Below are 23273 nucleotides of genomic sequence, written 5' to 3' on the forward strand. Positions count from 1 at the left end.
CGGGAGGGTGCGGGGGTGGAACGGGGCGGGTCAATCGGCCGCGAAGAAGATGTTCTTGGTCTCGGTGAAGCCGAGTGCCGCGTCCGGTCCGAGCTCACGGCCGAGCCCGGACTGCTTGAAGCCGCCGAACGGGGTCGAGTAGCGGACCGAGGAGTGCGAGTTGACCGACAGGTTGCCGCTCTCGACCGCCCGTGACATCCGCAGCGCGCGGCCGAGGTCGCGGGTCCAGATCGAGCCGGAGAGGCCGTAGTCGGTGTCGTTGGCGAGCCGGATCGCGTCGGCCTCGTCCTCGAAGGGGAGGACGGAGACGACCGGACCGAAGACCTCCTCGCGCCAGACCGGGTCGCCGCTCGAGGGCAGCAGCACGGTCGGCGGGAACCAGAAGCCGGGGCCGGCGGGCGCCGAGCCGCGGAACGCGACGGGCGCTCCCTCCGGGACGAAGGCGGCGACGCGCTCGTGGTGGGCGGCCGAGACCAGCGGACCCATCTCGGTCGCCTCGTCGCGCGGGTCGCCGACGACGACGCCCTGCACGGCCGGCTCGAGCAGCTCGAGGAAGCGGTCGAGGACGCGCCGCTCGACGAGGATCCGGCTGCGGGCGCAGCAGTCCTGGCCGGCGTTCTCGAAGACGCCGTACGGGGCGGTGCTCGCGGCGCGCTCCAGGTCGGAGTCGGCGAAGACGATGTTCGCGCTCTTGCCGCCCAGCTCGAGGGTGACCCGCTTCACCTGGTCGGCGCAGCCCGCCATCACCCGCTTGCCGACGCGCGTCGATCCGGTGAAGACGACCTTGCGGACCAGCGGATGGCTGACGAAGCGCTCGCCGACGACGTCGCCGCGGCCGGGCAGCACCTGGAAGAGGCCCTCCGGCAGTCCGGACGCGAGGGCCAGCTCGGCGAGGCGGAGGCTCGTCAGCGGCGTCCACTCGGCCGGCTTCAGCACGACGGCGTTGCCCGCGGCGAGCGCCGGCGCGAAGCCCCAGGAGGCGATCGTCATCGGGAAGTTCCACGGCGTGATGATCCCGACGACGCCGAGCGGCTCGTGCACCGTCACGTCCAGGCCGCCGGCGACCGGGATCTGCGCGCCGAGCAGCCGCTCCGGAGCGGCGGAGGAGTACTCGAGGACGTCGCGGACGTGCCCCGCCTCCCAGCGCGACTGCGTGATCGGGTGACCGGAGTTCCGGGTCTCGAGCTGCGCCAGCTCCTCGATCGCGTCGTCGACGGCGGCGGCGAAGCGGCGGAGGGCGCGGGCCCGGTCGAGCGGGGCCAGCGCCGCCCAGCCGCGCTGCGCCACGGCCGCGCGCTCGATCGCGGCGTCGATGGTCGCGAGGTCGGCGAGGTCGACCTCGTCGAAGGCGGCGCCCGTCGAGGGGTCGACGAGGGTCTGCGTCGTCGTCTGCGCGGTCGTCGTCCGCGGGGCGGGCGTCTGCGGTGTCATCGGAGTGCGTCCTTCGGGGTGCTGAGGGAGGAGCCTTCTGCCGCGCCGGTGCCCGCGCGGTGCGCGAGCGCGGCGGCCACCAGGCCGGTGAAGAGGCGGGTGTCGGCGGTGTCCTCCTCCGGGTGCCACTGCACGCCTAGCGCGAAGCGGCGCCCCGGCAGCTCGAGCGCCTCGATGGTGCCGTCGGCAGTCCGCGCGGAGACCTCGAGGCCGTCGGCGACCCGGTCGACCGCCTGGTGGTGGTACACCTGCGCGACGACGGCGTCCTCGCCGAGCAGTCCGCGCAGTCGTGACTCCGGCTCGACCGCGACGTCCACGTGCGAGAACACGCCGCCGCCCGCCTGGTAGCGGCGGTCGCCGACCACGTCGGGCAGGTGCTGGTGCAGGGTGCCGCCGAGCGAGACGTTGAGCAGCTGCGCGCCGCGGCAGATGCCGAGGAACGGCAGGTCGGCCTCGAGCGCGGCGGTCATCAGGTGGTCCTCCCAGGCGTCGCGCTCGGGGCGGGGCGCGTCTGTCTCCGGGTGCGCCTCCTGGCCGTAGCGGGCGGGGTCGATGTCCTTGCCGCCGCAGACGATCAGCCCGTCGAGGCGCTCGACGACGGCGCGGGCGGTCTCCGCCGAGGCGGGCTGCGGCGGCAGGAGCAGCGCGACGCCGCCTGCCCGCGTCACCGAGTCGATGTAGTTCGCGGGCAGGAAGGACGCCTCGACGTCCCAGACGCCGGAGACGGCGCGCTCGCGGTAGGTGGTGAGCCCGATGATCGGACGCGGGGCGACGGGACCCTGCTCGGAGTCCGTCCGCGGGTCAGAGCCGCTCAAAGCCGCGCACCCTCTCCCAGTCGGTGACGGCGGCGTCGTAGGCGGCGAGCTCCACCCGGGCGTTGTTCACGTAGTGGTCGACGACCTCGTCGCCGAAGGCTGCCCTCGCCAGGGCGGAGGACTCGAACAGGTCGGCGGCCTCGCGCAGGGTCGTCGGGACGCGCGGCGCTCCGGACCCGTAGGCGTTCCCGGTGCAGACGTCCTCGAGCTCCAGCTCGTTCTCGATGCCGTGCAGCCCCGCGGCGACGAGTGCGGCGACGGCCAGGTACTGGTTGACGTCGCCTCCCGGAACCCGGTTCTCGACGCGCATCCCGGCGCCGTGGCCGACGACGCGCAGGGCGCAGGTGCGGTTGTCGAGACCCCAGGCGACGGCGGTCGGCGCGAACGACCCGTCGACGTAGCGCTTGTAGGAGTTGATGTTCGGCGCGAAGAAGAGGGTGAACTCGCGCATCGCGGCGAGCTGGCCGGCCAGGTAGTGCCGGAAGAGCGGCGACATCCCGTGCTCGCTCTCCGCGTCGGCGAAGACGGGCGTGCCGTCGGTGCCGCGGAGGGAGAGGTGGATGTGGCACGAGTTGCCCTCGCGCTCGTTGAACTTGGCCATGAAGGTCAGGCTCTTGCCGTGCTTGTCGGCGATCTCCTTCGCCCCCGACTTGTAGATCGAGTGGTTGTCGCAGGTGACGAGCGCGGCGTCGTAGCGGAAGCCGATCTCCTGCTGGCCCAGGTTGCACTCGCCCTTGATGCCCTCGCAGTACAGGCCGGCGCCCTCCATCGACACCCGGATGTCCCGCATCAGCGGCTCCATCCGGGTCGAGGCGAGCAGCGCGTAGTCGATGTTGTAGTCGCTGGCGGGCGTGAGGCCGCGGTAGCCCTTCGCGAAGGCCTCGCGGTAGGAGTCGTCGAACACGATGAACTCGAGCTCGGTGGCGACGAACGCCTCGAGGCCGCGCTCGGCCAGGCGGTTCAGCTGCGCGCGGAGGATCTGCCGCGGCGCCTCGCCGACCGGAGCGTCGTCGAGCCAGGTGAGATCGGCCGTGACCAGCGCGGTCCCCGGCAGCCACGGCGCGAGACGCAGCGTCGAGAGGTCCGGGATCATCTTCATGTCGCCGTAGCCGCGCTCCCAGCTCGAGATCGCGTAGCCCGCGACGGTGTTCATCTCGACGTCCACGGCGAGCAGGTAGTTGCAGCACTCGGCGCCGTGCGCGGCGACGTCGTCCTGGAACAGCCGCGCCGAGATCCGCTTGCCGACGAGCCGGCCCTGCATGTCGGTGAAGGCGACGATCACCGTGTCGATCTCGCCGGCCCCGATGAGGGTGTCGAGTCGCTCGAGGGTGAGCATGCCCCGCACCGGGGCGGGGTCGGCGGCACGGCGTCGATCGGCGGCACTGCTCTCGGCGCTGACAGGTGCCATGGGATGCCTCCGGGGGTCACTCCGCCGGGTGGCCGGACGAGGCCGCATGGTCGGATCGGGGTCCATTGAAGCACAGCCGCTGTCGCCGGGGAGTGACGCCGCGCTCGCTGGCGCGGAGCTCGCGCCGATCGTCGGATCCTTCGGATCGCGCCGTTCACACCGTCGTAACGCCATCGGTCTTCCCAGCGTCCATTGAGGTCCCTATGCTCGGACCACCCGAGCCGAGGAGACCCGATGGCAGAGCAGACGAAGCAGACTCCGACGAGCAAGGGTGCGAGGCGTCCGGCGGCGTCCGGACCCGACTCCGCGAACGTCACCAGCACCGCGGGGGTGACCTACCGCGAGGCCGAGGCCGGCTACTTCGAGAAGCGCACCCTGCGCCGCTCCGCCGGCGTCTGGGGGCTGTGGGGCCTGGCGGTCGCCGCCGTCATCTCCGGCGACTTCTCCGGCTGGAACTTCGGCATCGACTTCGCCGGCTTCGGCGGGATGCTGATCGCCTTCGCCGTCCTCGTGGTGATGTACTACGGCCTCATCTTCTCGATCGGCGAGATGTCCGCCGCGATGCCGCACACCGGCGGCGCCTACTCCTTCGCCCGCTCGGCCATGGGGCCCTGGGGCGGCCTGGTCACGGGGCTGGCCGAGACCATCGAGTACGTGGCCACCACCGCCGTGGTCGTGTTCTTCTCCGCGCAGTACGCGAACGGGGTGACGAGCGAGCTGCTCGGCTTCGATCTCTCCGGTGCGATGTGGATCTGGTGGCTGGTGCTCTACATCGTCTTCGTCGCCCTGAACTCGGCGGGCGCGGCGATCTCGTTCCGCTTCGCGATCGTCGTCTCGATCGTGTCCATCGCGATCCTCCTGGCCTTCTCCGTGATGGCGCTGCTGTCGCCGGCGCTGGACTGGTCGAGTCTGTGGAACATCGCGCCGGACGCGGGTCAGACCGAGTTCCTCCCGCACGGCGTCCTGCCGATCCTCTTCGCGCTGCCGTTCGCCATGTGGTTCTTCCTCGGCATCGAGGAGCTGCCGCTCGCGGCCGAGGAGGCGCACGACCCGGTCCGCGACATCCCCCGCGCCGGCTTCTGGGCCCGCGGCACCCTGATCGTGACCGGCCTGCTCGTGCTCTTCCTCAACACGGCGCTGATCGGCTCCGAGGACATGGGCGTCTCGACCGAGCCGCTGCTCGACGGCTTCCGCGCGATGGTCGGCGACGGCGCGGCCGCTGTGCTCGCGCTCTTCGCCCTGATCGGGCTGCTCGCGTCGCTGCAGGGCATCATGTTCGCCTACGGGCGCAACATGTACTCGCTCTCCCGGGCCGGCTACTACCCGCGGGTGTTCTCGCTCACCGGCAAGCGCCAGACTCCGTGGATCGCGCTCACCGTGGGGGCCGTGATCGGCTTCGTCGCCCTCGTCGTCGTCGACGTGCTCAGCAGGCTCGACCCGGACAACGCCGGCGCCGTCGCGGGCGCGATCGTGCTGAACATCGCGGTCTGGGGCGCGGTCGTCGCCTACTTCATGCAGATGGTGTCGTTCGTGCTGCTGCGCCGCCGGTTCCCGAACGCGAGCCGGCCCTACCGCAGCCCGTGGGGCCTCCCGGGTGCGGTGATCGCGGCACTGATCAACGTGCTGATCTTCCTCGGCTTCCTCTTCAACGACGCGTTCCAGCCGGCGATCATCGCCATCGCCGTGGTGTACGTGATCATCCTGATCGGCTTCGCCGTCTGGGGCCGGAAGCGCCTCGTCCTCTCGCCCGAGGAGCGCTACGCGCTGAGCGGCGGACTGCAGGCCGCGCCGAGCATCCCGGAGCCGGACCGCGTCGACTGAGCGCGGGGTGGCGGCACCGTGTCAGGCGCCGCCGCCCCGGCTGTCGTAGGCGCGGTCGAACGCGACGGGGGAGTAGCCGTCGCGCCGGACCGCGAGTGCGAGCGGAACCGCGACGGCGGCGAGGAGAGCGAGGACGAGGAGCAGGGCGAGCATGGGGCATCCGATCTCGAGGTGATGCTCCGAGAGTGGCCCGGTCCACGCGTCCCTGGGGGCGAGAAGAAGGGCCACTCTGCGCGCCACGGTCTTTCGGTGGCCGCTTCGTCCGAGGTGGCCCGACCGACGGTGGATCCGTCCACCCGTCCGGCGTCCGGTGATCCGTCGAGCAGGAGGCGAGCCGGAGCCTGCGCCGAACGCCGCCGATCCGCCCGGAGAGGAGCCCGGCGTAGGCTGGCGGCGCAGTTCGCGGACCCCCTGCACCCTTCGGGGCCGCACGACGACAGCGACGGAGCTGACGTGACATCCGCCTCGACCACCCTCCCCGAGAGCACCGACCCTGCGAGCACCGAACCTGCGAGCAACGACCCCCTAAGCAACGGCCCGCGGGGCGCCGCCCTGCAGGCCCCGCCGGAAGGACCCCCCGTGGACGCCGACACCCGCACCGAGACCGACTCGCTCGGCTCGCTCGAGATCCCGGCCGACGCCTACTGGGGCATCCACACCGCCCGAGCGCTGGACAACTTCCCGATCTCCAAGCGCCCGATCTCGATCTACCCCGATCTGGTCCGCGCCCTGGCGACCGTCAAGCTCGCCGCCGCGCGGGCGAACACCGAGATCGGCAGCCTCGCCCCGGCGAAGGCCGAGCTGATCGAGCAGGCCTGCCGCCGGATCATCGACGGCGAGTTCCACGACCAGTTCGTGGTCGGCGTGATCCAGGGCGGCGCGGGCACCTCGACCAACATGAACGCGAACGAGGTCGTCGCCAACGTCGCCCTCGAGATCGCCGGGCGCCCCAAGGGCGACTACGCCTTCCTGCACCCGCTCGACGACGTGAACCGCAGCCAGTCGACGAACGACGTCTACCCCACCTCGATCAAGATCGCGATGACGTGGTCGCTGCGCCGCCTGCTCGACGAGCTCGCCCTGCTCCAGGCCGCGTTCTCGCGGAAGGCCGTCGAGTTCGGCAGCGTCCTCAAGGTCGGCCGCACCCAGCTGCAGGACGCCGTCCCGATGACCCTCGGCCAGGAGTTCCACGGCTTCGCCACCACGCTCGGCGAGGACCACGCCCGCCTCTCGGAGACGATCTGGCTGCTCGCCGAGGTCAACATCGGCGCCACCGCGATCGGCACCGGCATCACCGCCGACCCGCGCTACGGCGCGGCCGCCGTCCGCCACCTCAACGAGCTCACCGACCTCGACCTCGAGATGGCGCAGGACCTCGTGGAGGCCACCAGCGACACCGGGGTCTTCATGTCGTTCTCGAGCGCGCTGAAGCGCTCGGCCATCAAGCTGTCGAAGATCTGCAACGACCTGCGCCTGCTCTCCTCCGGCCCGCAGGCCGGCTTCGGCGAGATCAACCTGCCGTCACGCCAGGCGGGCTCGAGCATCATGCCCGGCAAGGTGAACCCGGTGATCCCCGAGGTGGTCAACCAGGTCGCCTACTCGGTGGCGGGCGCCGACGTCACCGTGACGATGGCGGCCGAGGCGGGTCAGCTGCAGCTGAACGCGTTCGAGCCCGTCATCGCGCACTCGCTCCTGCAGAGCATCACCTGGATGACCCAGGCCTGCCTCACCCTTCGCATCAACTGCATCGACGGCATCACCGCGAACGTCGACCGGCTCGAGGCGATGGTCGCCTCCTCCGTCGGCGTCGTGACCGCGCTGACCCCGAGCATCGGCTACACCGCGTCGGCGGCGATCGCGAAGGCGGCGCTCGCCACCGGCCGCAACGTCGCCGACCTCGTCGTCGAGGCCGGCCTGATGTCCCGCGAGGAGGTCCTGCGCCTCATCTCGCCCGCCCGCCTCTCCGGCATCGAGGCGATGACCGCGTCCCTCCCGATCATCGAGCCCCCCACGGAGTAGCCCGCCCCGCCCCCTCCGCGAGATGCCACTTGTGCACGCTTTCCTCGGCGTGTCGCGCTTATAAGTGGCATCTCGCGGGGAGCGATTGCGCGAGCAGCCGCCGAGACGCATCACTCGGGCGGGTCGCACTCAGCGGCAGTGCGTCGCGGTCAGCTTTCCGCGAGATGCCACTTGTGCGCGCCCTTTGCGGCGTGTCGCGCTCATAAGTGGCATCTCGCGGCGAGGTGGCGGGCGGCGTAGCTGCGCCAGGGGGCCCAGGGGCGAGCGGTCTCGGCGAGGGCTCGGGGAGTCGAGGGGAGGCCGAGTGCGGCGGCGCTGGCGCGGACGGCGCGGTCGCCGGCCGGCAGGACGTCCGGGTCGCCGGTGATCCGCGCCGCGACGGAGACGGCCGTCGCCGGGTCGATGCCGTCGACGGCGAGCAGGCGCTCCACCAGGTCCTCGCGGCGGAGGCCCGCGTCCAGGCGCAGAGTGCCGTCAGCCAGGAGGGCCGCGCTCCGCCGGACCGTCTCGATGAGGCGTTCGGAGCCGCGCAGCACGTCCGCTCCGTTCTCCGCGATCGCCGCGGGAGACGGGAACGCGTGGGTGACGCCGCCGGCGGCGAGGCCGGCGGGCAGCGGCTCGCCGAGCGCCGCGACCAGCCGGGTCAGCGCCGTGCGCGCGACCGCAGCCGGCGCACCGAGCCCGATCAGCGCGCGCAGCAGGGTCTCGGCCGGGTCGACGGAGCCCGCCAGGCGTATCCCGGGGGTCTCGGCGACCAGCGGCGCCAGCACCGGATCGGCGCCGAGCGCCTCGTCGATCGCGGCGGAGTCGGCGTCGAGGTCGAGCAGCCGGCGCACCCGCGCGACCAGGGGGCCGACGTCGGCCACCGAGACCAGGGTCGCGGTGCAGCGGATCGCCTCGCCGTCCGGCTCGAGCCGCACGACCGCCGGGCCGCCGGGCAGCGCGAGCGAGCGCGAGTACCGGCCCTGCCCCGCCTCCTCGAGCCCCGGCACTGCGTCGGCGCCGAGGACGGCGAGCACGCCCGGATCGAACGGCGCCCGCACGGCGAGCCGCAGCTCGAGCGTCGTCGCGCCCGCGTGGACGGCCGCCTCCGACCGGCCTCCCCGGGCCGAGGCCCGCAGTGCGCTCGGGCTCCGCTCGTACACCTCCTGGATCGTCGCGTTGAACTGCCGGATGCTCGCGAACCCCGCGGCGAACGCCACCTCCGACACCGGCAGCTCCGTGCCGGTGAGCAGCAGCCGGGCGGTCTGCGCCCGCTGCGCCCGGGCGAGGGCGAGCGGCGGCGCACCCAGCTCGACGCGCAGGATCCGCCCGAGCTGGCGGGCGCCGTAGCCCAGGCGCCCGGCCAGCCCCTCGACCCCCTCGCGATCGACCACACCGTCGCCGATCAGCCGCATCGCGCGCGCCGCGGTGTCGTCGCGCAGGTTCCACTCCGGCGACCCGGGCACCGCGTCCGGCAGGCAGCGCTTGCAGGCGCGCAGGCCCGCCTCGTGCGCGGCCGCCGCGGTCGGGTAGAACCGGACGTTCGCGGGCCGGGGCGTCGTGGCGGGACAGCTCGGCCGGCAGTAGATGCCGGTCGAGTGCACCCCGGTGATGAACCGGCCGTCGAAGCGGGAGTCGCGCGAGGCGACCGCGCGGTAGCGCTCCTCGAACAGCGGATCCTCGATCATGCTCCGAGACTGGCACGCCCCGCGGCCGGAGGATCGCGGGAATCGGACACGGCTCCGCGCGCTGCGCTGCCTCCGACCCGCACGACGAAGCCGCTTCGCGACTCGGTGGTGAGGGGGAGGATGCGGCGGCGTCCGTCTTCACGGTGGTGGATCTCGATACGCCCGCTGCGCGGGCTCCTCGATCAGCAGGGACCTCCCGGCACCGACGAGGTCATGGTGGTCGAGTGGCCCCGGAGGGGCGTATCGAGACCCGCCGTGGCCAGCGGGGCGGGTCTGCGGACCGGGCTTCTGACGGTGGTGGATCTCGATAAGCCCGCTGCGCGGGCTACTCGATCAGCATGGACATCCCCGCACCGACGAGGTCATGGTGGTCGAGTAGCCCCGGAGGGGCGTATCGAGACCCGCCGTCGTCGGCGGGGCGGGTCTGCGGACAGGGCTTCTGACAACGGCGGATCTCGATGCGCCCGCTCCGCGGGCTACTCGATCACCCTGGCGGTCCCGCGGCACGCCACACCCGCACCCCCTGTCAACCGCCGGACCGCGCGCCCGCCGGTGCCCTACCCTCGGAGCCCATGAGCGCCTATCCGCCGCCGGCCCCCGCCCGCCCCTCGATCGTCCCGACGGTGCTGGGCGCGATCGGCGTCGCGCTGCTCGGGGTCCTGCTGCTCCTCGTCCTCGCCTACGTCGTCTCCGGGCTCGGCGCGACCGCGGCCGGGATCTGCGCGGTCGTCGCCCTGGTGCCGCTGCTGATCGTGCTGGCCGGCGTCCGCTGGGTCGACCGCTGGGAGCCCGAAGCGCCGCTCGGCCTCTGGTTCGCCTTCCTCTGGGGAGCGGCCGGCTCGGTGGCCATCTCGCTGCTGGTCGACCTCGGCGTGCAGATCGCGGTCTACGCCTCCGGTGCGCAGCCGAGCGAGTCGGACTTCGTCGGCGCCGTGATCCAGGCGCCGATCGTCGAGGAGTCGGCGAAGGGCCTCGGCGTGCTGCTGATCCTGCTGATCTGGCGCCGCAGCTTCGACGGACCGGTCGACGGCATCGTCTACGCGGCGGTCGTCGCCTCCGGCTTCGCCTTCGTCGAGAACATCCTCTACTTCGGCAGCGCGCTGGTGGAGGGCGGTCTCGGCTCGCTCGCCGTCACGTTCTTCCTCCGCGGCGTGCTGTCGCCCTTCGCGCACGTGCTCTTCACGTCCTGCACCGGTGCGGCCCTCGGGTTCGCGATGAGCCGCCCGCCGGCCGCGCGCCTGCCGATCGCGCTCCTGGGACTCGCCCTCGCGGCGTTCCTGCACGCGCTCTGGAACGGCTCGTCCTTCCTCGTCGCCGACTGGTTCGGCTTCTACGGCGTGGTGCAGGTGCCGCTGTTCGTGGTCGCCGTGGTGGTCGTGGCGCTCCTGCGCCGGCAGGAGCGGCGGGTCACGCTCGAGCGACTCGGCGATTACGCGGCTGCGGGCTGGCTCTCGCCGACCGAGGTGCGGATGATCGGCACAGCCGAGGGTCGTCGCACCGCGGCGCGCTGGGCCCGGGTGGCCGGGGGCGACCGGCCCCGGGCGATGCGCGGCTTCATCCGCTCCGCGACGAGGCTCGCGCACGTGCGCCAGCAGCAGCTCGCCGGCCGCGGCGGTCGAGCGGCCGCCGTCGACGAGCGCGTGCTGCTCGACGAGCTCGTCGCCCGCCGCGCGGCGCTCACCGGCGGTTGAGCGGTCCGGACCGAGGCATCAGCGGGCCGCGGGGTCCGCGAGAGGACAGGAGCAGGACATGGCCCCCACCATCGAGGTCGCGACCGGCGACGGCAGGACGCTCGTCGTCCACGACAGTGGCGACGAGGGGCGGCCGCTGCTCTGGCAGCACGGCTCCCCGCAGACCGGCGCCCTGCTCCCCCCGGTGCTCGAGGCCGCCCGCGCGCGCGGACTCCGCCTCCTCTCCTACGCTCGCCCCGGCTACGGCGGCTCGACCGAGCTCCCGGGCCGCGACGTCGCCTCCGCGGCGGAGGACGTCCGCGCCGTGCTCGACGCGCTGGGCCTCGACCGGATCCTCACCGCGGGCGCCTCGGGTGGCGGCCCGCACGCCCTGGCCTGCGCCGCACTGCTCGGCGACAGGGTCGACGGCGTCGTCGTCCTCGCCTCACCCGCCCCGGACGACGGCGACCCCGCCTGGTTCGACGGCATGGCCGCTCCGGGCGGCCTCGCGTCGGCGCGCGACGGCCGCGAGGCGCGCGCCCGCTTCGCCGAGACCGACGAGTTCGACCCCGAGTCGTTCGTGGCGGCCGACTACGCGGCCCTCGAGGAGGAGTGGACGGCCCTCGGCGAGGACGTCGCGCGCTCGGAGGAGTGGGGTGACGGCGGCCTGATCGACGACGACGTCGCCTTCGCCGCGCCGTGGGGAGTCGACCTCGCGGCGATCCGCTGCCCGGTCGTCCTCGTCCAGGGCGGCCTCGACCGCGTGATCCCGGCGCACCACGCCCGACGGCTCCGGGCGCTGCTCCCGACCGCCCAGCTGATCGAGCACCCCGACGACGGCCACGTCTCGGTGCTGCGCCGGCTGCCCGAGGCGCTCGGCCGCCTGATCGCCGTCAGCTGACGCCGCCCTCAGCTGACGCCGCTCTCCGCGGTCGAGCGCGCCGATCAGCGCGGCTGGACCGCCGCGACCTCCGCGACAGGCGCCGTCTCGACGCCGCGCCCCTCCGCGAGGCGACGCCGCAGATCGACGACGGCGACGACCCCCGAGGCGAGAGCGAGGACCGCCACGGCCGGCGCGACCAGGTCGATCGCCGCCTCCAGCCCGAGCGCCGTCGCCACGGCCCCGGCCGCGACGGCCGTGATCGCCTGGACCAGATAGCTCAGGAGGTACACGGCCGAGATCATCGAGCCGCGGTGCTCGGCCGGAGCCGCCTGCCCGACCAGCGCGAGCCCGCCGGAGAAGCTGAGCGAGTAGCCGACGCCGCCGACGATCATGAAGGCGACGAACAGCACGAGCGAGCCGCTGGCCGCCGTCCACTCCATCAGCGCGAGCCCGGCGATCGCGACCACGGCGCCGACGATGATCGCGAGGTGCGCGTGCACGCGCTGGATCGCCAGGGCGGTGAGCCCGATCACGATCGACGAGAGCGCGAGCACCGAGCCGATCACGAGCAGGTCGGTCGTGCCGGTCAGCTCCCGGGCCATCTGGGCGCCGAGGGAGAGCACGAGGGCGCCGACCGCGTAGGCGACCGAGACGGCGAGGGTCGCGCCGGCGTACGCCCTTCGGAGGCCGACCGGCACGGAGGGGAGGTGCGGCCGCCAGCGGGCGCCCGCGACCGGGCGGTCGTCGCGGCCGAGCGCCAGCAGGACGAGGGTGACCGCCCCGACCAGCGCCAGGACCCAGTAGCTCAGCTGCAGCGGCAGCGGCGCGTACTGCGCCAGCGCGCCCGAGAGCAGCAGCGAGAGGGTGAGCCCCGCGGCGGTCGACACGGTCGTGAGCGAGGAGGGCAGGCGCGGGTTCGCGGACACGTTGTCGTCCACGAGGGAGGCGCTCGCCGCACTGAGCGCCAGCGCGGTCCCGACGCCCTGCATCGCCCGGCCGACGTAGAGGAGCGCGACGCCGTCCGCGAGCGAGAACACGACCGCCGAGACCGCGATCAGCGCGATGCCCAGCAGCATCGTCCGCCGCCGCCCGATCACGTCGGACAGTCCGCCGATCAGGAGCAGCGCGAGCAGCAGCGCGACGGGGTAGGCGCCGAAGACGGAGGTGATGACGACGGGGGAGAGGCCCCACTCCTGGACGTAGCTCGGGTAGAGCACGGAGGGGGCGCCGCTGGACCAGAGGCAGAGCGCCAGCACGAGCGTCGAGACCCAGAAGGCGCCTCGCCGCCCGAAGCGCGCGGAAGGGCGGACGAGAGTGCTGGGAGTCGGCATGGAGGTCACGCTAGTGCCCTGGCTTGGAATGTCCAAGCGAGGTCGAGCCGGGTTAGTCTCGGTGAGTGTCCACCGCCCGCAGCCCCGTCGACGTCGACGACGACCGCGCCGAGCGCTGCTCGGTCGCCCGGTCGCTCGAACTGCTCGGCGAGCGCTGGAGCCTCCTGATCGTCCGCGAGGCGCTGCGCGGGGCGAGCACCTACTCGGAGTTCCGCGAGCGGCTCGGGGTGCCGAGCGATGTGCTCTCGGCGCGGCTGCGGACCCTGACCGAGGCGGGCGTCTTCGAGAAGGTGCCCTACCGGCCGGAGGGCTCGCGGGAGCGCTCGCGCTACGAGCTGACCGAGCAGGGCCGTGCGCTCAAGCTCGTCCTCGTCGCGCTCGCCCAGTGGGGCGACGAGAACCGCCCGGCCCCGCACGGCGCGGCCTCGCTCGCCTCCGACGCGGACTCGGGCGAGCGGCTCGAGCTCGCCTTCGTCGACCGGGAGGGGCGTCGGTCGGCGATCGACCGCGTCCGCATTGTGCCGGGCCCTGCCGCGCGCACGACCTGGGAGAGTCTCTGAGCCGAGGCCGGCGGACCCGAGGCCGGCGCCTCCCGCGGGAGACGGCCGACCCTGAGCCCGAGCGGCCTCAGTCGGCGCGCAGCACCCGGCGCTCGCCGGCGGTGACCGCGACGCCGAGGCGGTTCTGCGCGGGCGGCAGCGGGCAGTTGTAGTGCGGCGAGAACCCGCACGGCGGGATGTAGGCGCGATTGAAGTCGAGCAGCACCGGGCCGGGCGTCCCGGCGTCGGCCGCTCCGCCCAGGCGCTGCACCACGAGGAACCGGCCGACCGGGTAGCTCTTCAGCTCCGGGTCGTCACTGCGGTTGGTCGGGTCGCCGAACGGGACGAGCAGCGTGCCGCCGTCGTCGAACGCGGCGACCGTGTACTCGTGCGCCCGCCCGTCGTCGACGAGCGAGAAGGTGATGTCGCCGGGCACGACGAGGTCGCGCGTCGCTCCGTTGTCGCGGAGGTGCTCGAACGGGATGGTGCGCGCGTCGTCGACCGGCTCGAACCAGGCCTCGAGCACCCAGGCGGCGTCGAAGGGGAAGGTCTCGATCGCGTCGAACGAGCGGATGCCCTCGGAGGCCGCGTCCCAGACGCGGTAGCCGTACTCCTCCTCGCCGGTGTCCAGGCTCGCGCGGCGCATGCGCGTGAGGGTCGCGGTCGGCCCGTAGCCGGCCAGCGCGGCCTCGTCGTCGACGCGCTCGCCCGGCTCGAGCCAGCGGGTCTCGACCAGGGCCAGGTCGCCGCGCGGGCCGGTGACCCGTTCGGCGCGGCGCGCGAGCCACGACTCCCAGCCGGCGCGGGCCGACTCGGTGGTGTCGATCGAGGCGCGGGAGGGGGCGGTGACAGTGCTGCTCGTCGAAGGCATGCACCGTGCAACGCGGGGGCGGCCGCTTCTCTTCCCGAGCGGCGCAGCGAGACCCTCAGCCAGGTACGCCCGTTAAAAGACCTCGACGCCCTGCGGCAGCGGCAGGGCCGGCTGCTCTGACGGGGCGTCGAACTCTTCTTGGAGGACAGCATGCGCCTCTCGGCGGCCGCCCGCAAGAGGGCGGCGCCGTTCGCCCTCGGCGAGGCGCGAGAAGCCCCGTCGCGCCGGTCGGCGCCCGCGCGGTCGTTAGACTGGACCGCCTGTTTTCGACGGTCCCCGGAGCGCATCCGCCTCCCGCCCGAGACCGCGGAACCGGCAGGGAAGGGCGCACGATGACGGACAGCGACACGATCCTCGAGTCCGAGCTCTCGCGCGAGCGCGCGTACGTGGCGGGGCTCTACGCCCGCCTCGACGAGCTGATCGCGCAGTCCAGGGAGGCGCTCGACTCGGTCCGGATCGAGAGCGTCGGCGGCAACCACCAGAGCCGGTCCGAGCGCGACGCGTTCGCGCGCCTCTACGAGGACCGCATCCGCTCGCTCTCGGGCGCCGACGACCGGCTCGCCTTCGGCCGGCTCACCCTCGCCGACGCCGAGACGGAGCACCGCTACATCGGCCGCATCGGCCTCCGCGACGACGAGCAGGACACCCTGCTGCTCGACTGGCGCGCTCCCCAGTCGGCCGCCTTCTACCAGGCCACCGCCGCCCGGCCGATGGGCACCCGCGCCCGCCGGCACCTGACCCTCCGCGGCCGCGAGGTGGTCCGCTTCGAGGACGAGGTCTTCGACGAGGAGCTGCTCCGCGAGGGCACGGCGCTTCAGGGCGAGGGCGCGCTGATGGCGGCCCTCGGCGCCCAGCGCACGGGGCGGATGCACGACATCGTCGCGACCATCCAGAGCGAGCAGGACCGCATCATCCGCTCCGAGCTGCGGGGCGTGCTCGTCGTGCAGGGCGGCCCTGGCACCGGCAAGACCGCGGTGGCGCTGCACCGCGCCGCGTACCTCCTCTACTCGCACCGCGACCGCATCGCCTCGTCCGGGGTGCTCGTCGTCGGGCCGTCGCGCTCCTTCCTGCGCTACATCGAGGCGGTGCTGCCGTCGCTCGGCGAGACCGGCGTCGTGCTCTCCACCCTCGGCCAGCTCTACCCGGGCCTCGACCTGATCGAGGAGGACCGCCCGGCGGTCGCCCGGGTCAAGGGCTCCGCGCGGATGGCCGAGCTGCTCAAGCGCGCCGTCCGCTCGCGCCAGGCCGTGCCGGCCGAGACGCTGGTCCTCGACGTCAACGGCGAGAAGCTGCGGCTCGAGCCGCACGAGGTCGAGCGGGCGATCACCCGCGCCCGCGACTCCCGCAAGCCGCACAACGAGGCCCGCGTCACCTTCGTCAAGGCGATGATCACCCAGCTGACGCGGCAGCTCGCCGACCAGCTCCGCAGCCACGGCAACACGGTCGACGAGGCCGACGAGGCCGTCCTCCGCGAGGACGTCCGCACCGCCTACGACGTCCGCGTCGCCCTCAACACCGCGTGGATCCCGCTCACCCCGGAGAAGCTGCTGCAGGACCTCTACGCCCGGCCGAACTGGTTCGCCTCGCTCACCCCGCGCTGGACCCCGGACCAGCGCGCCCTGCTCCGCCGCGACCGCGACGCAGCCTTCACCGTCTCCGACGTGCCGCTGCTCGACGAGGCGGCCGAGCTCCTCGGCGCCTACGACGACCACGCCGACGCGCAGAAGAAGGCCGAGAAGGAGCAGCGCCGCCGCGACGTCGAGAACGCCGAGGCCGCGATCCGCAACATGGGCGTCGACGGGCTCGTCAACGCCAAGGACCTCGCAGCCGGCTTCGCCGAGCGCACCAGTGTCGGCACCACCGCCGAGCGCGCGGCGGCCGACCGCTCCTGGACCTACGGGCACGTCGTGGTCGACGAGGCGCAGGAGCTCTCGCCGATGCAGTGGCGGGTGCTGCTGCGGCGCTGCCCGATGCGCTCCTTCACCATCGTCGGCGACGTCGCCCAGGCGTCCGGCGCCTCTGCCGCATCCAGCTGGGACGCGGCCCTCCGCGACACCTTCGGCCGCCAGGGCCGCGACGGCGAGGCCGCGCCGTGGCGCCTCGAGGAGCTGACGGTCAACTACCGCACGCCCGCGCAGATCGTCGCCTACGCCGAGCGCACCGCGCGCGAGAACGGACTCGAGATCACCCCGGGCGAGGCGGTGCGCTCCACGGAGTGGCCGGTCCGCACCGTGCGCGACCGCGGCGACGCCGTGCTCGCCGACCGGGTGCTCGCCGTCGTCCTGGAGGACCGCGCGATCGGGGACGGCACGCTCGCCGTGATCGCGCCCGACGACGAGCTCGACGCGATCACCGCACGGCTGGAGCAGGAACTGGGCCGCGAGGTCGGCCGCGGCTCCCGCGGACTCGACCGGCCGGTCGCCGTGCTCTCGACGGCCGACGCGAAGGGGCTCGAGTTCGACTCCGTCGTGATCGCCCGGCCGCGGCTGATCGCGGCGGAGGAGCGCGGCGCCGCCTCGCTGTACGTCGCGATGACCCGGCCGACGCAGCGCCTCACCCTGGTGGAGTGAGCCGGTCCGGGCGGGGGAGCGGCCGGACCGAGCGTCCAGGGCGGCCCTCCTAGGATGGAGAGCATGAGCAGCGAGAACCTGACCAAGCCCGAGCTCGACGCCCCCGACGGCCCGGCCCCCGACACCCTCGTCGTCGAGGACCTCGTCATCGGCGACGGCGCCGAGGCCCAGCCCGGCTCCACCGTCGACGTGCACTACCTCGGCGTCGAGTACGACACCGGCGAGGAGTTCGACTCCTCCTGGAGCCGCAACCAGTCGATCAACTTCCCCCTCAACAACCTCATCCGCGCCTGGCAGCAGGGCATCCCCGGCATGAAGGTCGGCGGCCGTCGCAAGCTGATCTGCCCGCCCGCCCTCGCCTACGGCCCCGCCGGCGGAGGCCACCCCCTCTCCGGCAAGACCCTGATCTTCGTGATCGACCTCCTCGGCACCAAGTAAGCCCGCACTCCGCCGCATGCTGGTCGAATAGCCCCGAAGGGGCGTATCGATTCGTGCTGGTCGAGTACCTCGAAGGGGCGTCTCGATTCATGCTGGTCGAGTAGCCCCGAAGGGGCGTATCGAGACCCACCCCGCAAGCACTGAAGGCGCAGCCCCCGGATCACCGGGGTCTGCGCCTTCGCTCGTCGACTACCGAGGCCCTCAGCGCGGCTGCGCCCTCTTCACCCGCTCGACCAGCTCGCGCCAGGCCCCGTCGAGCTCCGTCTCACCGAGCCGCACCGTGTGCGTCTGCACCCGGATCTCGTAGACGAACCGGTCGGGCCGCCCGGCGGGGGTCGCCGCGGCGCGCGGCCGGTCGTCCCAGTCGAGCGAGCCGATCAGAGCGTGCCAGGCGCCCTCGTCCGGCTGCTGATCGACATCGATCCGCCAGACCCGGCGGAGCCCGGCGAAGCCGCCACTGCGCGACACGATCACATCCATGGCCGCGATCGTACGCGCCCGCCCCCACAGCATGCTGGTCGAGCAGCCCGCGCGGCGGGACCTCATGCTGCCCGTGTGGTCCGCGCGACGGGCGCTCATGCCGGCCGTGTGACCCGCGCGTTGGGCCCCCATGCTGATCGAGTAGCCCGCGCAGCGGGCGTATCGAGATCCACCACCGCCGAGAGGCGAGCCTGCAGACGGGACTGCTGACGATGGTGGGTCTCGATACGCCCCTGCGGGGCTACTCGACCAGCAGGGGGAGGCGGCTGCGCCGGCTCCTCGACCAGCAGGGGGAGCCGGCTACTCCGGCAGCGCGACCCCCACCGTCGTCCAGCCGGTGCGGACCGCCGCCTCGACCTCGGAGCCGCCGCCGAAGCGCTCGGCCGCGGCGGCCACGGTGAGGGCGGCGAAGCCCTCGAAATCCGCCGTCGCGGTGAGCACGCCGCCGGTCAGCACGTCGTACCAGACCTGCCCCGCGCGCTCCCACGAGGGACCGCCGAGCTCGATCGCCGCGACGGCGAACGCGCGGTTGGGGATGCCGGAGTTGATGTGCACGCCGCCGTTGTCGTCCTCGGTGTCGACGTAGTCGGCCATCGAGCCGGGCTGCGGGTCCTTGCCGAGCACGTCGTCGTCGTAGGCGGTGCCCGGCGCGATCATCGAGCGCAGCGCGGTGCCCTGCACCTCGTCGGTGAAGAGGCCCTCGCCGATCAGCCAGCTCGCGTCCTCCGCGCTCTGGCCGGCGCCGAACTGCTCGAGCATCGCGCCGAACACGTCCGAGATCGACTCGTTGAGCGCCCCCGACTGCCCGCGGTAGACCAGGTTGGCGGTGTACTCGGTGATCCCGTGCGCCAGCTCGTGGCCGATCACGCTCTGCGAGACCGTGAAGCGGCGGAAGACCTGCCCGTCGCCGTCGCCGAAGACCATGCGCGAGCCGTCCCAGAAGGCGTTGTCGTAGTCCTCGCCGAAGTGCACCGTCGCGTCCAGCGGCAGCCAGGCGTCGTCGATCGAGTCGCGGCCGAAGGCCTGCTGCAGGAACTCGGACATCGCGCCGAGCCCGTCGTAGGCCTCGTCCGCCGCGGCGTCGCCGGTGGCGGGAGCGCCCTCGGTGCGCACGACGGTGCCGGGCAGGGTCTCGGTCGTCTGCGCGTCCGAGATGGTCCGCTGGAGGGCGGCGACCCGCTCCGCGCGGGGGACCGGCGACGCGGTGGCGGTCGAGCGACCGGGGGAGGGCTCGCCCGGCCGGACGCGACGGAAGGGCACGTCCTGCTCGAGCGAGCGGCTGGCCGCCCGCGCGGCCCGGGCGAACGCCGGGTCGTCGAGTCGGGCGATGCGGACGAGGAGATACGGCGGCACGACTGTTCTGCTCATGGCCCGATCCTCGCACCCACCCCCGACACGGTCGCGGGCTCGCCGCTCGCGGCCCGATGCGGTAGCGGGGCGCCGCGCGCTAGCCTGGCGAGCGACGAGCGGCATCCACGGACCGGGGCGCACCCGAGGACTTGAGGCGGACATGGGCATCATCACGCGGGGCTTCTTCGGCAAGCGCGAGCAGAACCCGGACATCCCGCCGGGCCAGTACCTGGAGAAGGGCTTCCCCGTCCTCTCGATCGGACCGACCCCGAACATCCACGAGTGGGCCTTCTCGATCGACGCCGGCCCCGCAGGAGTGCGCCGCTGGACGGCGGACGAGTTCGCCGCGCTGCCCCGCGAGGACATCCACACCGATCTCCACTGCGTCACGCGCTGGTCCAAGCTCGCGACGAACTGGCGCGGCGTCTCGGTCGACCTCCTGCTCGACGGCATCGAGAGCGACGCCGGCTTCGTGATGGCGCAGAGCTACGGCGGCTACACGACCAACCTGCCGCTCTCCGAGATCCGTGACGGCAAGGCCTGGATCGCGACCGAGTTCGAGGGGGCGCCGCTCGCGGCCGAGCACGGCGGCCCCGCGCGGCTGCTCGTGCCGCACCTCTACCTCTGGAAGAGCGCGAAGTGGGTCCGCAGCCTCCGCCTCATGCCCGGCGACGAGCCCGGCTTCTGGGAGCAGAACGGCTACCACATGCACGGCGATCCCTGGAAGGAGGAGCGCTACTGGTGATCTGGACGGAGGCGGTGACCGAGTCGGTCCTGCCGCTCACTCCGACCTCTCGCCTCATCGCGCTCCGCGTCCCCGGCTGGCCCGGGCACCTCGCCGGGCAGCACCTCGACGTGCGGCTGACCGCGCCCGACGGCTACCAGGCGAGCCGCTCCTACTCCATCGGCGCGCCCTCCGACGGCGAGCGCGTCGAGCTGGCCGTCGAGCGCCTCGACGACGGGGAGGTCTCGCCCTACCTGGTCGAGGGCCTGGAGGCGGGTGACCGCCTCGAGGTGCGCGGTCCGATCGGCGGCTGGTTCGTCTGGCGTCCCGAGCAGACCGAGCCGGTGCAGCTGATCGCCGGCGGCAGCGGTCTGGTCCCGCTGATGGCGATGGCTCGCGAGCACGGCCGCGTCGGCAGCGCCGCCCCGATGCGCCTGCTCTACTCCGTGCGCTCCAGCGTCTTCGCCTACTACCGCGACGACCTGCGCGCACTCGGCGAGCTTCCCGCCGACCGCGGCGGCGTCGAGACCGAGCTCGTGTACACCCGCGTCGCCCCGCCCGACGCCGCACGTCCCGCGGGCCGGCTCACGCCCGAGCTGCTGGCCGCCACGGCGATCCCCGCCTCGGAGGAGCCGACGGTCTACGTCTGCGGCCCCACCGCCTTCGTCGAGGCCGTCGCCACCGCCCTCGTCGCCCAGGGCCACGACCCCGCCCGAGTCCGCACCGAGCGCTTCGGCGGCCCGTAACCTCTGCCCCCCTCCGCGAGATGCCACTTGTGCACGCGACACGCCGCAAAAGGCGTGCACAACTGGCATCTCGCGGAAAGAGTCCGCACTTCTACCCCTCCCGCGAGATGCCACTTATGAGCAAGACACGCCGTGAAAAGCGTGCACAAGTGGCATCTCGCGGAGAGGAAGGAGCCGCGGCTACTCGAAGGAGACGGTGCGGTTCTCGCCGATGTCGGGCTGGCCGCCGGTGACGGCCGCCTTGGCGACCTTGAAGAGCACGACGGGGGCGGGGGAGTCGGTCACCCAGAGCTCGACGGTCTCGGCCGAGACGCGCAGCAGCGCAACGGTCGGGTCGTCCTTGCCGTCGGGGAACCAGGCCGAGATCGAGGGCGACCACAGCTCGTCCACCTTGGCGGGGTCGTGCACGACGGTCGCCGAGCCGGCCACCGACAGGTAGCCCTTCTTCGATTCGAAGGCGACGTTGACGCTCGGGTTGGCGCGGATGTCGTCGACCTTCGCCGACGGGTCCTGAGTGAAGAACCAGAGGTCGCCGTCGAAGTCGACGTCCTGCGCGGCGAGCGGCCGGCTGACGAGCTGCCCGGTCTCGTTGACGGTGGTGAGGAGTCCGATCTTCGCGCTCTTCACGATCTCGGTGATCTGAGCGCGGTCGTCGTCCGTGGCGGGGGTGATGGTGGTGTCGGTCATGCTGCCGACGCTACGCGGAAGCACGGCCGCCGCAAGGGGTGGCGAGCGCGCCGACGGCCTGGCTAGCGTCGAGGGATGGACACCACCACGTACACGGCCATGCTCGACAGCGGCGCGGAGCAGGAGAGCATCCGCCTCGAACTCATCGACGGCTCCCCGCAGCGCTCCCTCACCCGCGTCGCCGACATCGACGGCGAGGAGGTCGAGGTCGTCTGGGAGCTGGACGGCGAGATCGACGGCTTCCACGTCTACCGCCCCGTCCGCGTCGAGGGACGCGACGACGACAGCGGCGAGGTCTCGAACGACCTCACCGACGGCAACGCCGCCGGCGCCTACGCGGGCGAGTAGCCCGTCGACCGCGTCGCACGCCCGTCCAGCGGGGTGCGGCGCGGTCCCCCGGGCCTCAGGCCACCGGGTGCAGCGCGTCGTAGCGCCGGAAGCCCGGGCTGAGCCGCAGCACCGCCGCCAGGATCAAGACGATCGCCAGTCCGCCGGCCAGCGGCGGCAGCCAGAGCAGTGCGAGCGAGGCGAGCAGCCCCGTGTAGAGGTCGCCCACCCGCGGCCCGCCCGTGACCACCACGATGAAGACGCCCTGCAGCCGCCCGCGCATGTTGTCGGGCACCGCGGTCTGCAGCATCGTCTGCCGGAAGATCGAGCTGACGTTGTCGGCCGCACCGGCTCCCGCGAGCGCGACCGACGCCGCCGCGATCAGGCCGAGGTTCGGCTCGGAGGCGTCGTGCGCCGTCAGCTCCGCGACCAGCAGCACCGCGCCGAAGCCGAGGATCAGCGCGCCGTAGGCCTGGATCGACCGGCCGATCGCGAGCCCCTGATGCCGCACCCCGGTCAGCCGCCCCGAGAAGACGCTGCTCAGCAGCGCCCCGACCGCGTACGCCGCGGTGAGGAAGCCGACGGTCACCGCCCCGCCGCCCAGCAGCAGCGCGGCCGCCGCCGGGAAGACGACCCGCGGCTGCCCGAACGTCATCGCCACGATGTCGACGAGGAAGGACAGCCGGATGTTCGGCGCCCCGCGGAGGAACCGCAGCCCGTAGCGCAGCGACTCCAGCCCCGGCCGCTGCCGCTCGCCCTCGGGCACCAGCGCGGGCAGCCCGGCGATGCCGAGGAATGCCGCGAGGAAGAGCACCACGTCGATCGTGTAGGTCACCGCGAAGCCGGAGGAGGCGACCAGCACGCCCGCGAGAGCCGGCCCGACCGTCACCTCCACGCCGCCCGCTATCCCGCCGAGCGCCGCCGCCGCCGGCACCAGCTCGAGCCGCAGCAGCCGCGGCGCCACCGTCATCCGGGTCGCGCCGATGATGGTCGTCGCCACGGCGTTGACCGCCGTCAGCGCGTAGAGGGTGAGCGGGGTCTCCGCCCCGAACCAGGCGAGCGCCGCGATCGCCGCGGTCGAACCCCAGGCGACGATCGCGGAGAGCAGCAGCACCAGCCGCCGGTCGAAGGCGTCCGCGAGCATGCCGCCGTACAGCCCGGCGATCACGGTCGGCACCAGCGCCACCACGCCGACCATCGCGACGGCGAGCGTCGATCCGGTCAGCTCGTAGATGTGCAGGCCGACGGCGACGATCGTCATCTGCCCGCCGATGCCGGAGATCACGTTGCCCGCCCAGAGGCGGGCGAAGGCGGGGGACTCGCGGAGGGGGGAGAGGTCGACGACGTGGCTGCGCCGGGGCGCGGAGGGGGGCTGGCTCACCCGCTCCATTCTCGTGCCTGCCCGCAGGGTCCGTGCGGAGGCGACGGCGGTGGTGCTGGGCGGTGGTGCTGCGCGGCGGTGCAGCGCGGCGATCGGGCGCGCGGGGCCGTCA

At 73.2% G+C, this 23273-nt stretch carries 21 protein-coding genes; 10 read left to right on the forward strand and 11 right to left on the reverse strand.

The annotated features are described in order from the left end of the window. Positions 1 to 30 precede the first annotated feature (30 nt). From MT353_RS18800 to MT353_RS18810, 3 genes are read right to left on the reverse strand one after another with little or no spacing between them, the layout of a single operon-like run. The gene (locus MT353_RS18800; RefSeq protein ID WP_243625590.1) at positions 31 to 1431 is read right to left on the reverse strand and encodes an aldehyde dehydrogenase; all 1401 of its coding nucleotides are present in this window, start codon (positions 1429 to 1431) and stop codon (positions 31 to 33) included. Further along, on the reverse strand, positions 1428 to 2246 hold the full coding sequence (locus MT353_RS18805) for a gamma-glutamyl-gamma-aminobutyrate hydrolase family protein (protein ID WP_243625591.1): 819 nt from the start codon (positions 2244 to 2246) through the stop codon (positions 1428 to 1430). The genes MT353_RS18800 and MT353_RS18805 overlap by 4 nt, the downstream gene beginning before the upstream one ends. Beyond that, positions 2233 to 3582 (reverse strand): glutamine synthetase family protein, encoded by a 1350-nt coding sequence (locus tag MT353_RS18810; RefSeq protein WP_243625632.1) that lies wholly within the window; start codon positions 3580 to 3582, stop codon positions 2233 to 2235. Before MT353_RS18810 ends, MT353_RS18805 begins: the two co-directional genes overlap by 14 nt. 306 nt (positions 3583 to 3888) lie before the next feature. Here MT353_RS18810 and MT353_RS18815 point away from each other — a divergent pair, with 306 nt between their 5' ends. Continuing rightward, positions 3889 to 5475, forward strand: coding sequence for an amino acid permease (locus MT353_RS18815; protein ID WP_123447918.1), 1587 nt, complete (start codon positions 3889 to 3891; stop codon positions 5473 to 5475). Between the two features lie 21 nt (positions 5476 to 5496). Here the strand turns inward: MT353_RS18815 and MT353_RS21755 are convergent, their stop codons facing one another. Next, on the reverse strand, positions 5497 to 5628 hold the full coding sequence (locus tag MT353_RS21755) for a hypothetical protein (RefSeq protein WP_279392003.1): 132 nt from the start codon (positions 5626 to 5628) through the stop codon (positions 5497 to 5499). A 426-nt stretch (positions 5629 to 6054) separates the two neighbouring features. On the opposite strand from MT353_RS21755, the gene MT353_RS18820 reads away from it, so the two are divergent. Continuing rightward, on the forward strand, positions 6055 to 7494 hold the full coding sequence (locus MT353_RS18820; RefSeq protein ID WP_243625592.1) for an aspartate ammonia-lyase: 1440 nt from the start codon (positions 6055 to 6057) through the stop codon (positions 7492 to 7494). A 200-nt stretch (positions 7495 to 7694) separates the two neighbouring features. Here MT353_RS18820 and MT353_RS18825 read toward each other — a convergent pair whose 3' ends face one another. Then, positions 7695 to 9164 carry an Ada metal-binding domain-containing protein gene (locus MT353_RS18825; protein WP_243625593.1) on the reverse strand — a complete coding sequence of 490 codons (1470 nt, stop codon included), beginning with the start codon at positions 9162 to 9164 and terminating at the stop codon, positions 7695 to 7697. Between the two features lie 572 nt (positions 9165 to 9736). Here MT353_RS18825 and MT353_RS18830 point away from each other — a divergent pair. Next, positions 9737 to 10855 (forward strand): PrsW family intramembrane metalloprotease, encoded by a 1119-nt coding sequence (locus tag MT353_RS18830; protein WP_243625594.1) that lies wholly within the window; start codon positions 9737 to 9739, stop codon positions 10853 to 10855. 58 nt (positions 10856 to 10913) lie between these two features. Then, positions 10914 to 11735, forward strand: a complete 822-nt coding sequence (locus MT353_RS18835; RefSeq protein WP_243598636.1) for an alpha/beta fold hydrolase — start codon at positions 10914 to 10916, stop codon at positions 11733 to 11735. A 44-nt stretch (positions 11736 to 11779) separates the two neighbouring features. Here the strand turns inward: MT353_RS18835 and MT353_RS18840 are convergent, their stop codons facing one another. Then, positions 11780 to 13048, reverse strand: coding sequence for an MFS transporter (locus MT353_RS18840; protein ID WP_243625595.1), 1269 nt, complete (start codon positions 13046 to 13048; stop codon positions 11780 to 11782). Positions 13049 to 13113: 65 nt separating this feature from the next. Here MT353_RS18840 and MT353_RS18845 point away from each other — a divergent pair, with 65 nt between their 5' ends. Next, on the forward strand, positions 13114 to 13608 hold the full coding sequence (locus MT353_RS18845; protein WP_243625596.1) for a helix-turn-helix domain-containing protein: 495 nt from the start codon (positions 13114 to 13116) through the stop codon (positions 13606 to 13608). A gap of 67 nt (positions 13609 to 13675) precedes the next feature. Here MT353_RS18845 and MT353_RS18850 read toward each other — a convergent pair whose 3' ends face one another. Next, positions 13676 to 14458 carry a DUF1684 domain-containing protein gene (locus MT353_RS18850; RefSeq protein WP_123737215.1) on the reverse strand — a complete coding sequence of 261 codons (783 nt, stop codon included), beginning with the start codon at positions 14456 to 14458 and terminating at the stop codon, positions 13676 to 13678. Positions 14459 to 14790: 332 nt separating this feature from the next. Here MT353_RS18850 and MT353_RS18855 point away from each other — a divergent pair, with 332 nt between their 5' ends. Together MT353_RS18855 and MT353_RS18860 are read left to right on the forward strand one after the other, a co-directional pair. Continuing rightward, positions 14791 to 17028: a UvrD-helicase domain-containing protein gene (locus MT353_RS18855; RefSeq protein WP_243625597.1), complete on the forward strand. Its 2238-nt coding sequence runs from the start codon at positions 14791 to 14793 to the stop codon at positions 17026 to 17028. 63 nt (positions 17029 to 17091) lie between these two features. After that, on the forward strand, positions 17092 to 17466 hold the full coding sequence (locus MT353_RS18860; RefSeq protein ID WP_123447904.1) for an FKBP-type peptidyl-prolyl cis-trans isomerase: 375 nt from the start codon (positions 17092 to 17094) through the stop codon (positions 17464 to 17466). A 201-nt stretch (positions 17467 to 17667) separates the two neighbouring features. Here the strand turns inward: MT353_RS18860 and MT353_RS18865 are convergent, their stop codons facing one another. Both MT353_RS18865 and MT353_RS18870 read right to left on the reverse strand, forming a co-directional pair. After that, positions 17668 to 17946, reverse strand: coding sequence for a protealysin inhibitor emfourin (locus MT353_RS18865; protein ID WP_133963663.1), 279 nt, complete (start codon positions 17944 to 17946; stop codon positions 17668 to 17670). A 300-nt stretch (positions 17947 to 18246) separates the two neighbouring features. Beyond that, positions 18247 to 19314, reverse strand: a complete 1068-nt coding sequence (locus MT353_RS18870; protein WP_243625598.1) for a M4 family metallopeptidase — start codon at positions 19312 to 19314, stop codon at positions 18247 to 18249. Positions 19315 to 19456: 142 nt separating this feature from the next. Here MT353_RS18870 and MT353_RS18875 point away from each other — a divergent pair, with 142 nt between their 5' ends. Both MT353_RS18875 and MT353_RS18880 read left to right on the forward strand, forming a co-directional pair. Further along, positions 19457 to 20041 (forward strand): molybdopterin-dependent oxidoreductase, encoded by a 585-nt coding sequence (locus MT353_RS18875; protein WP_123447901.1) that lies wholly within the window; start codon positions 19457 to 19459, stop codon positions 20039 to 20041. After that, positions 20038 to 20766, forward strand: a complete 729-nt coding sequence (locus MT353_RS18880; protein ID WP_243598642.1) for a ferredoxin reductase — start codon at positions 20038 to 20040, stop codon at positions 20764 to 20766. Before MT353_RS18875 ends, MT353_RS18880 begins: the two co-directional genes overlap by 4 nt. Positions 20767 to 20946: 180 nt before the next feature. Here the strand turns inward: MT353_RS18880 and MT353_RS18885 are convergent, their stop codons facing one another. Beyond that, positions 20947 to 21453 carry a pyridoxamine 5'-phosphate oxidase family protein gene (locus MT353_RS18885; RefSeq protein WP_123737212.1) on the reverse strand — a complete coding sequence of 169 codons (507 nt, stop codon included), beginning with the start codon at positions 21451 to 21453 and terminating at the stop codon, positions 20947 to 20949. A gap of 75 nt (positions 21454 to 21528) precedes the next feature. On the opposite strand from MT353_RS18885, the gene MT353_RS18890 reads away from it, so the two are divergent. Continuing rightward, positions 21529 to 21801, forward strand: coding sequence for a hypothetical protein (locus tag MT353_RS18890; RefSeq protein WP_243598643.1), 273 nt, complete (start codon positions 21529 to 21531; stop codon positions 21799 to 21801). A gap of 55 nt (positions 21802 to 21856) precedes the next feature. On the opposite strand, the gene MT353_RS18895 is transcribed toward MT353_RS18890, so the two are convergent. Further along, on the reverse strand, positions 21857 to 23170 hold the full coding sequence (locus MT353_RS18895) for an MFS transporter (protein ID WP_374204725.1): 1314 nt from the start codon (positions 23168 to 23170) through the stop codon (positions 21857 to 21859). Positions 23171 to 23273: the final 103 nt, after the last annotated feature.

This window comes from Rathayibacter sp. VKM Ac-2927, from assembly GCF_022815525.1.
GTDB classification, from domain to species: Bacteria; Actinomycetota; Actinomycetes; order Actinomycetales; family Microbacteriaceae; genus Rathayibacter; species Rathayibacter festucae.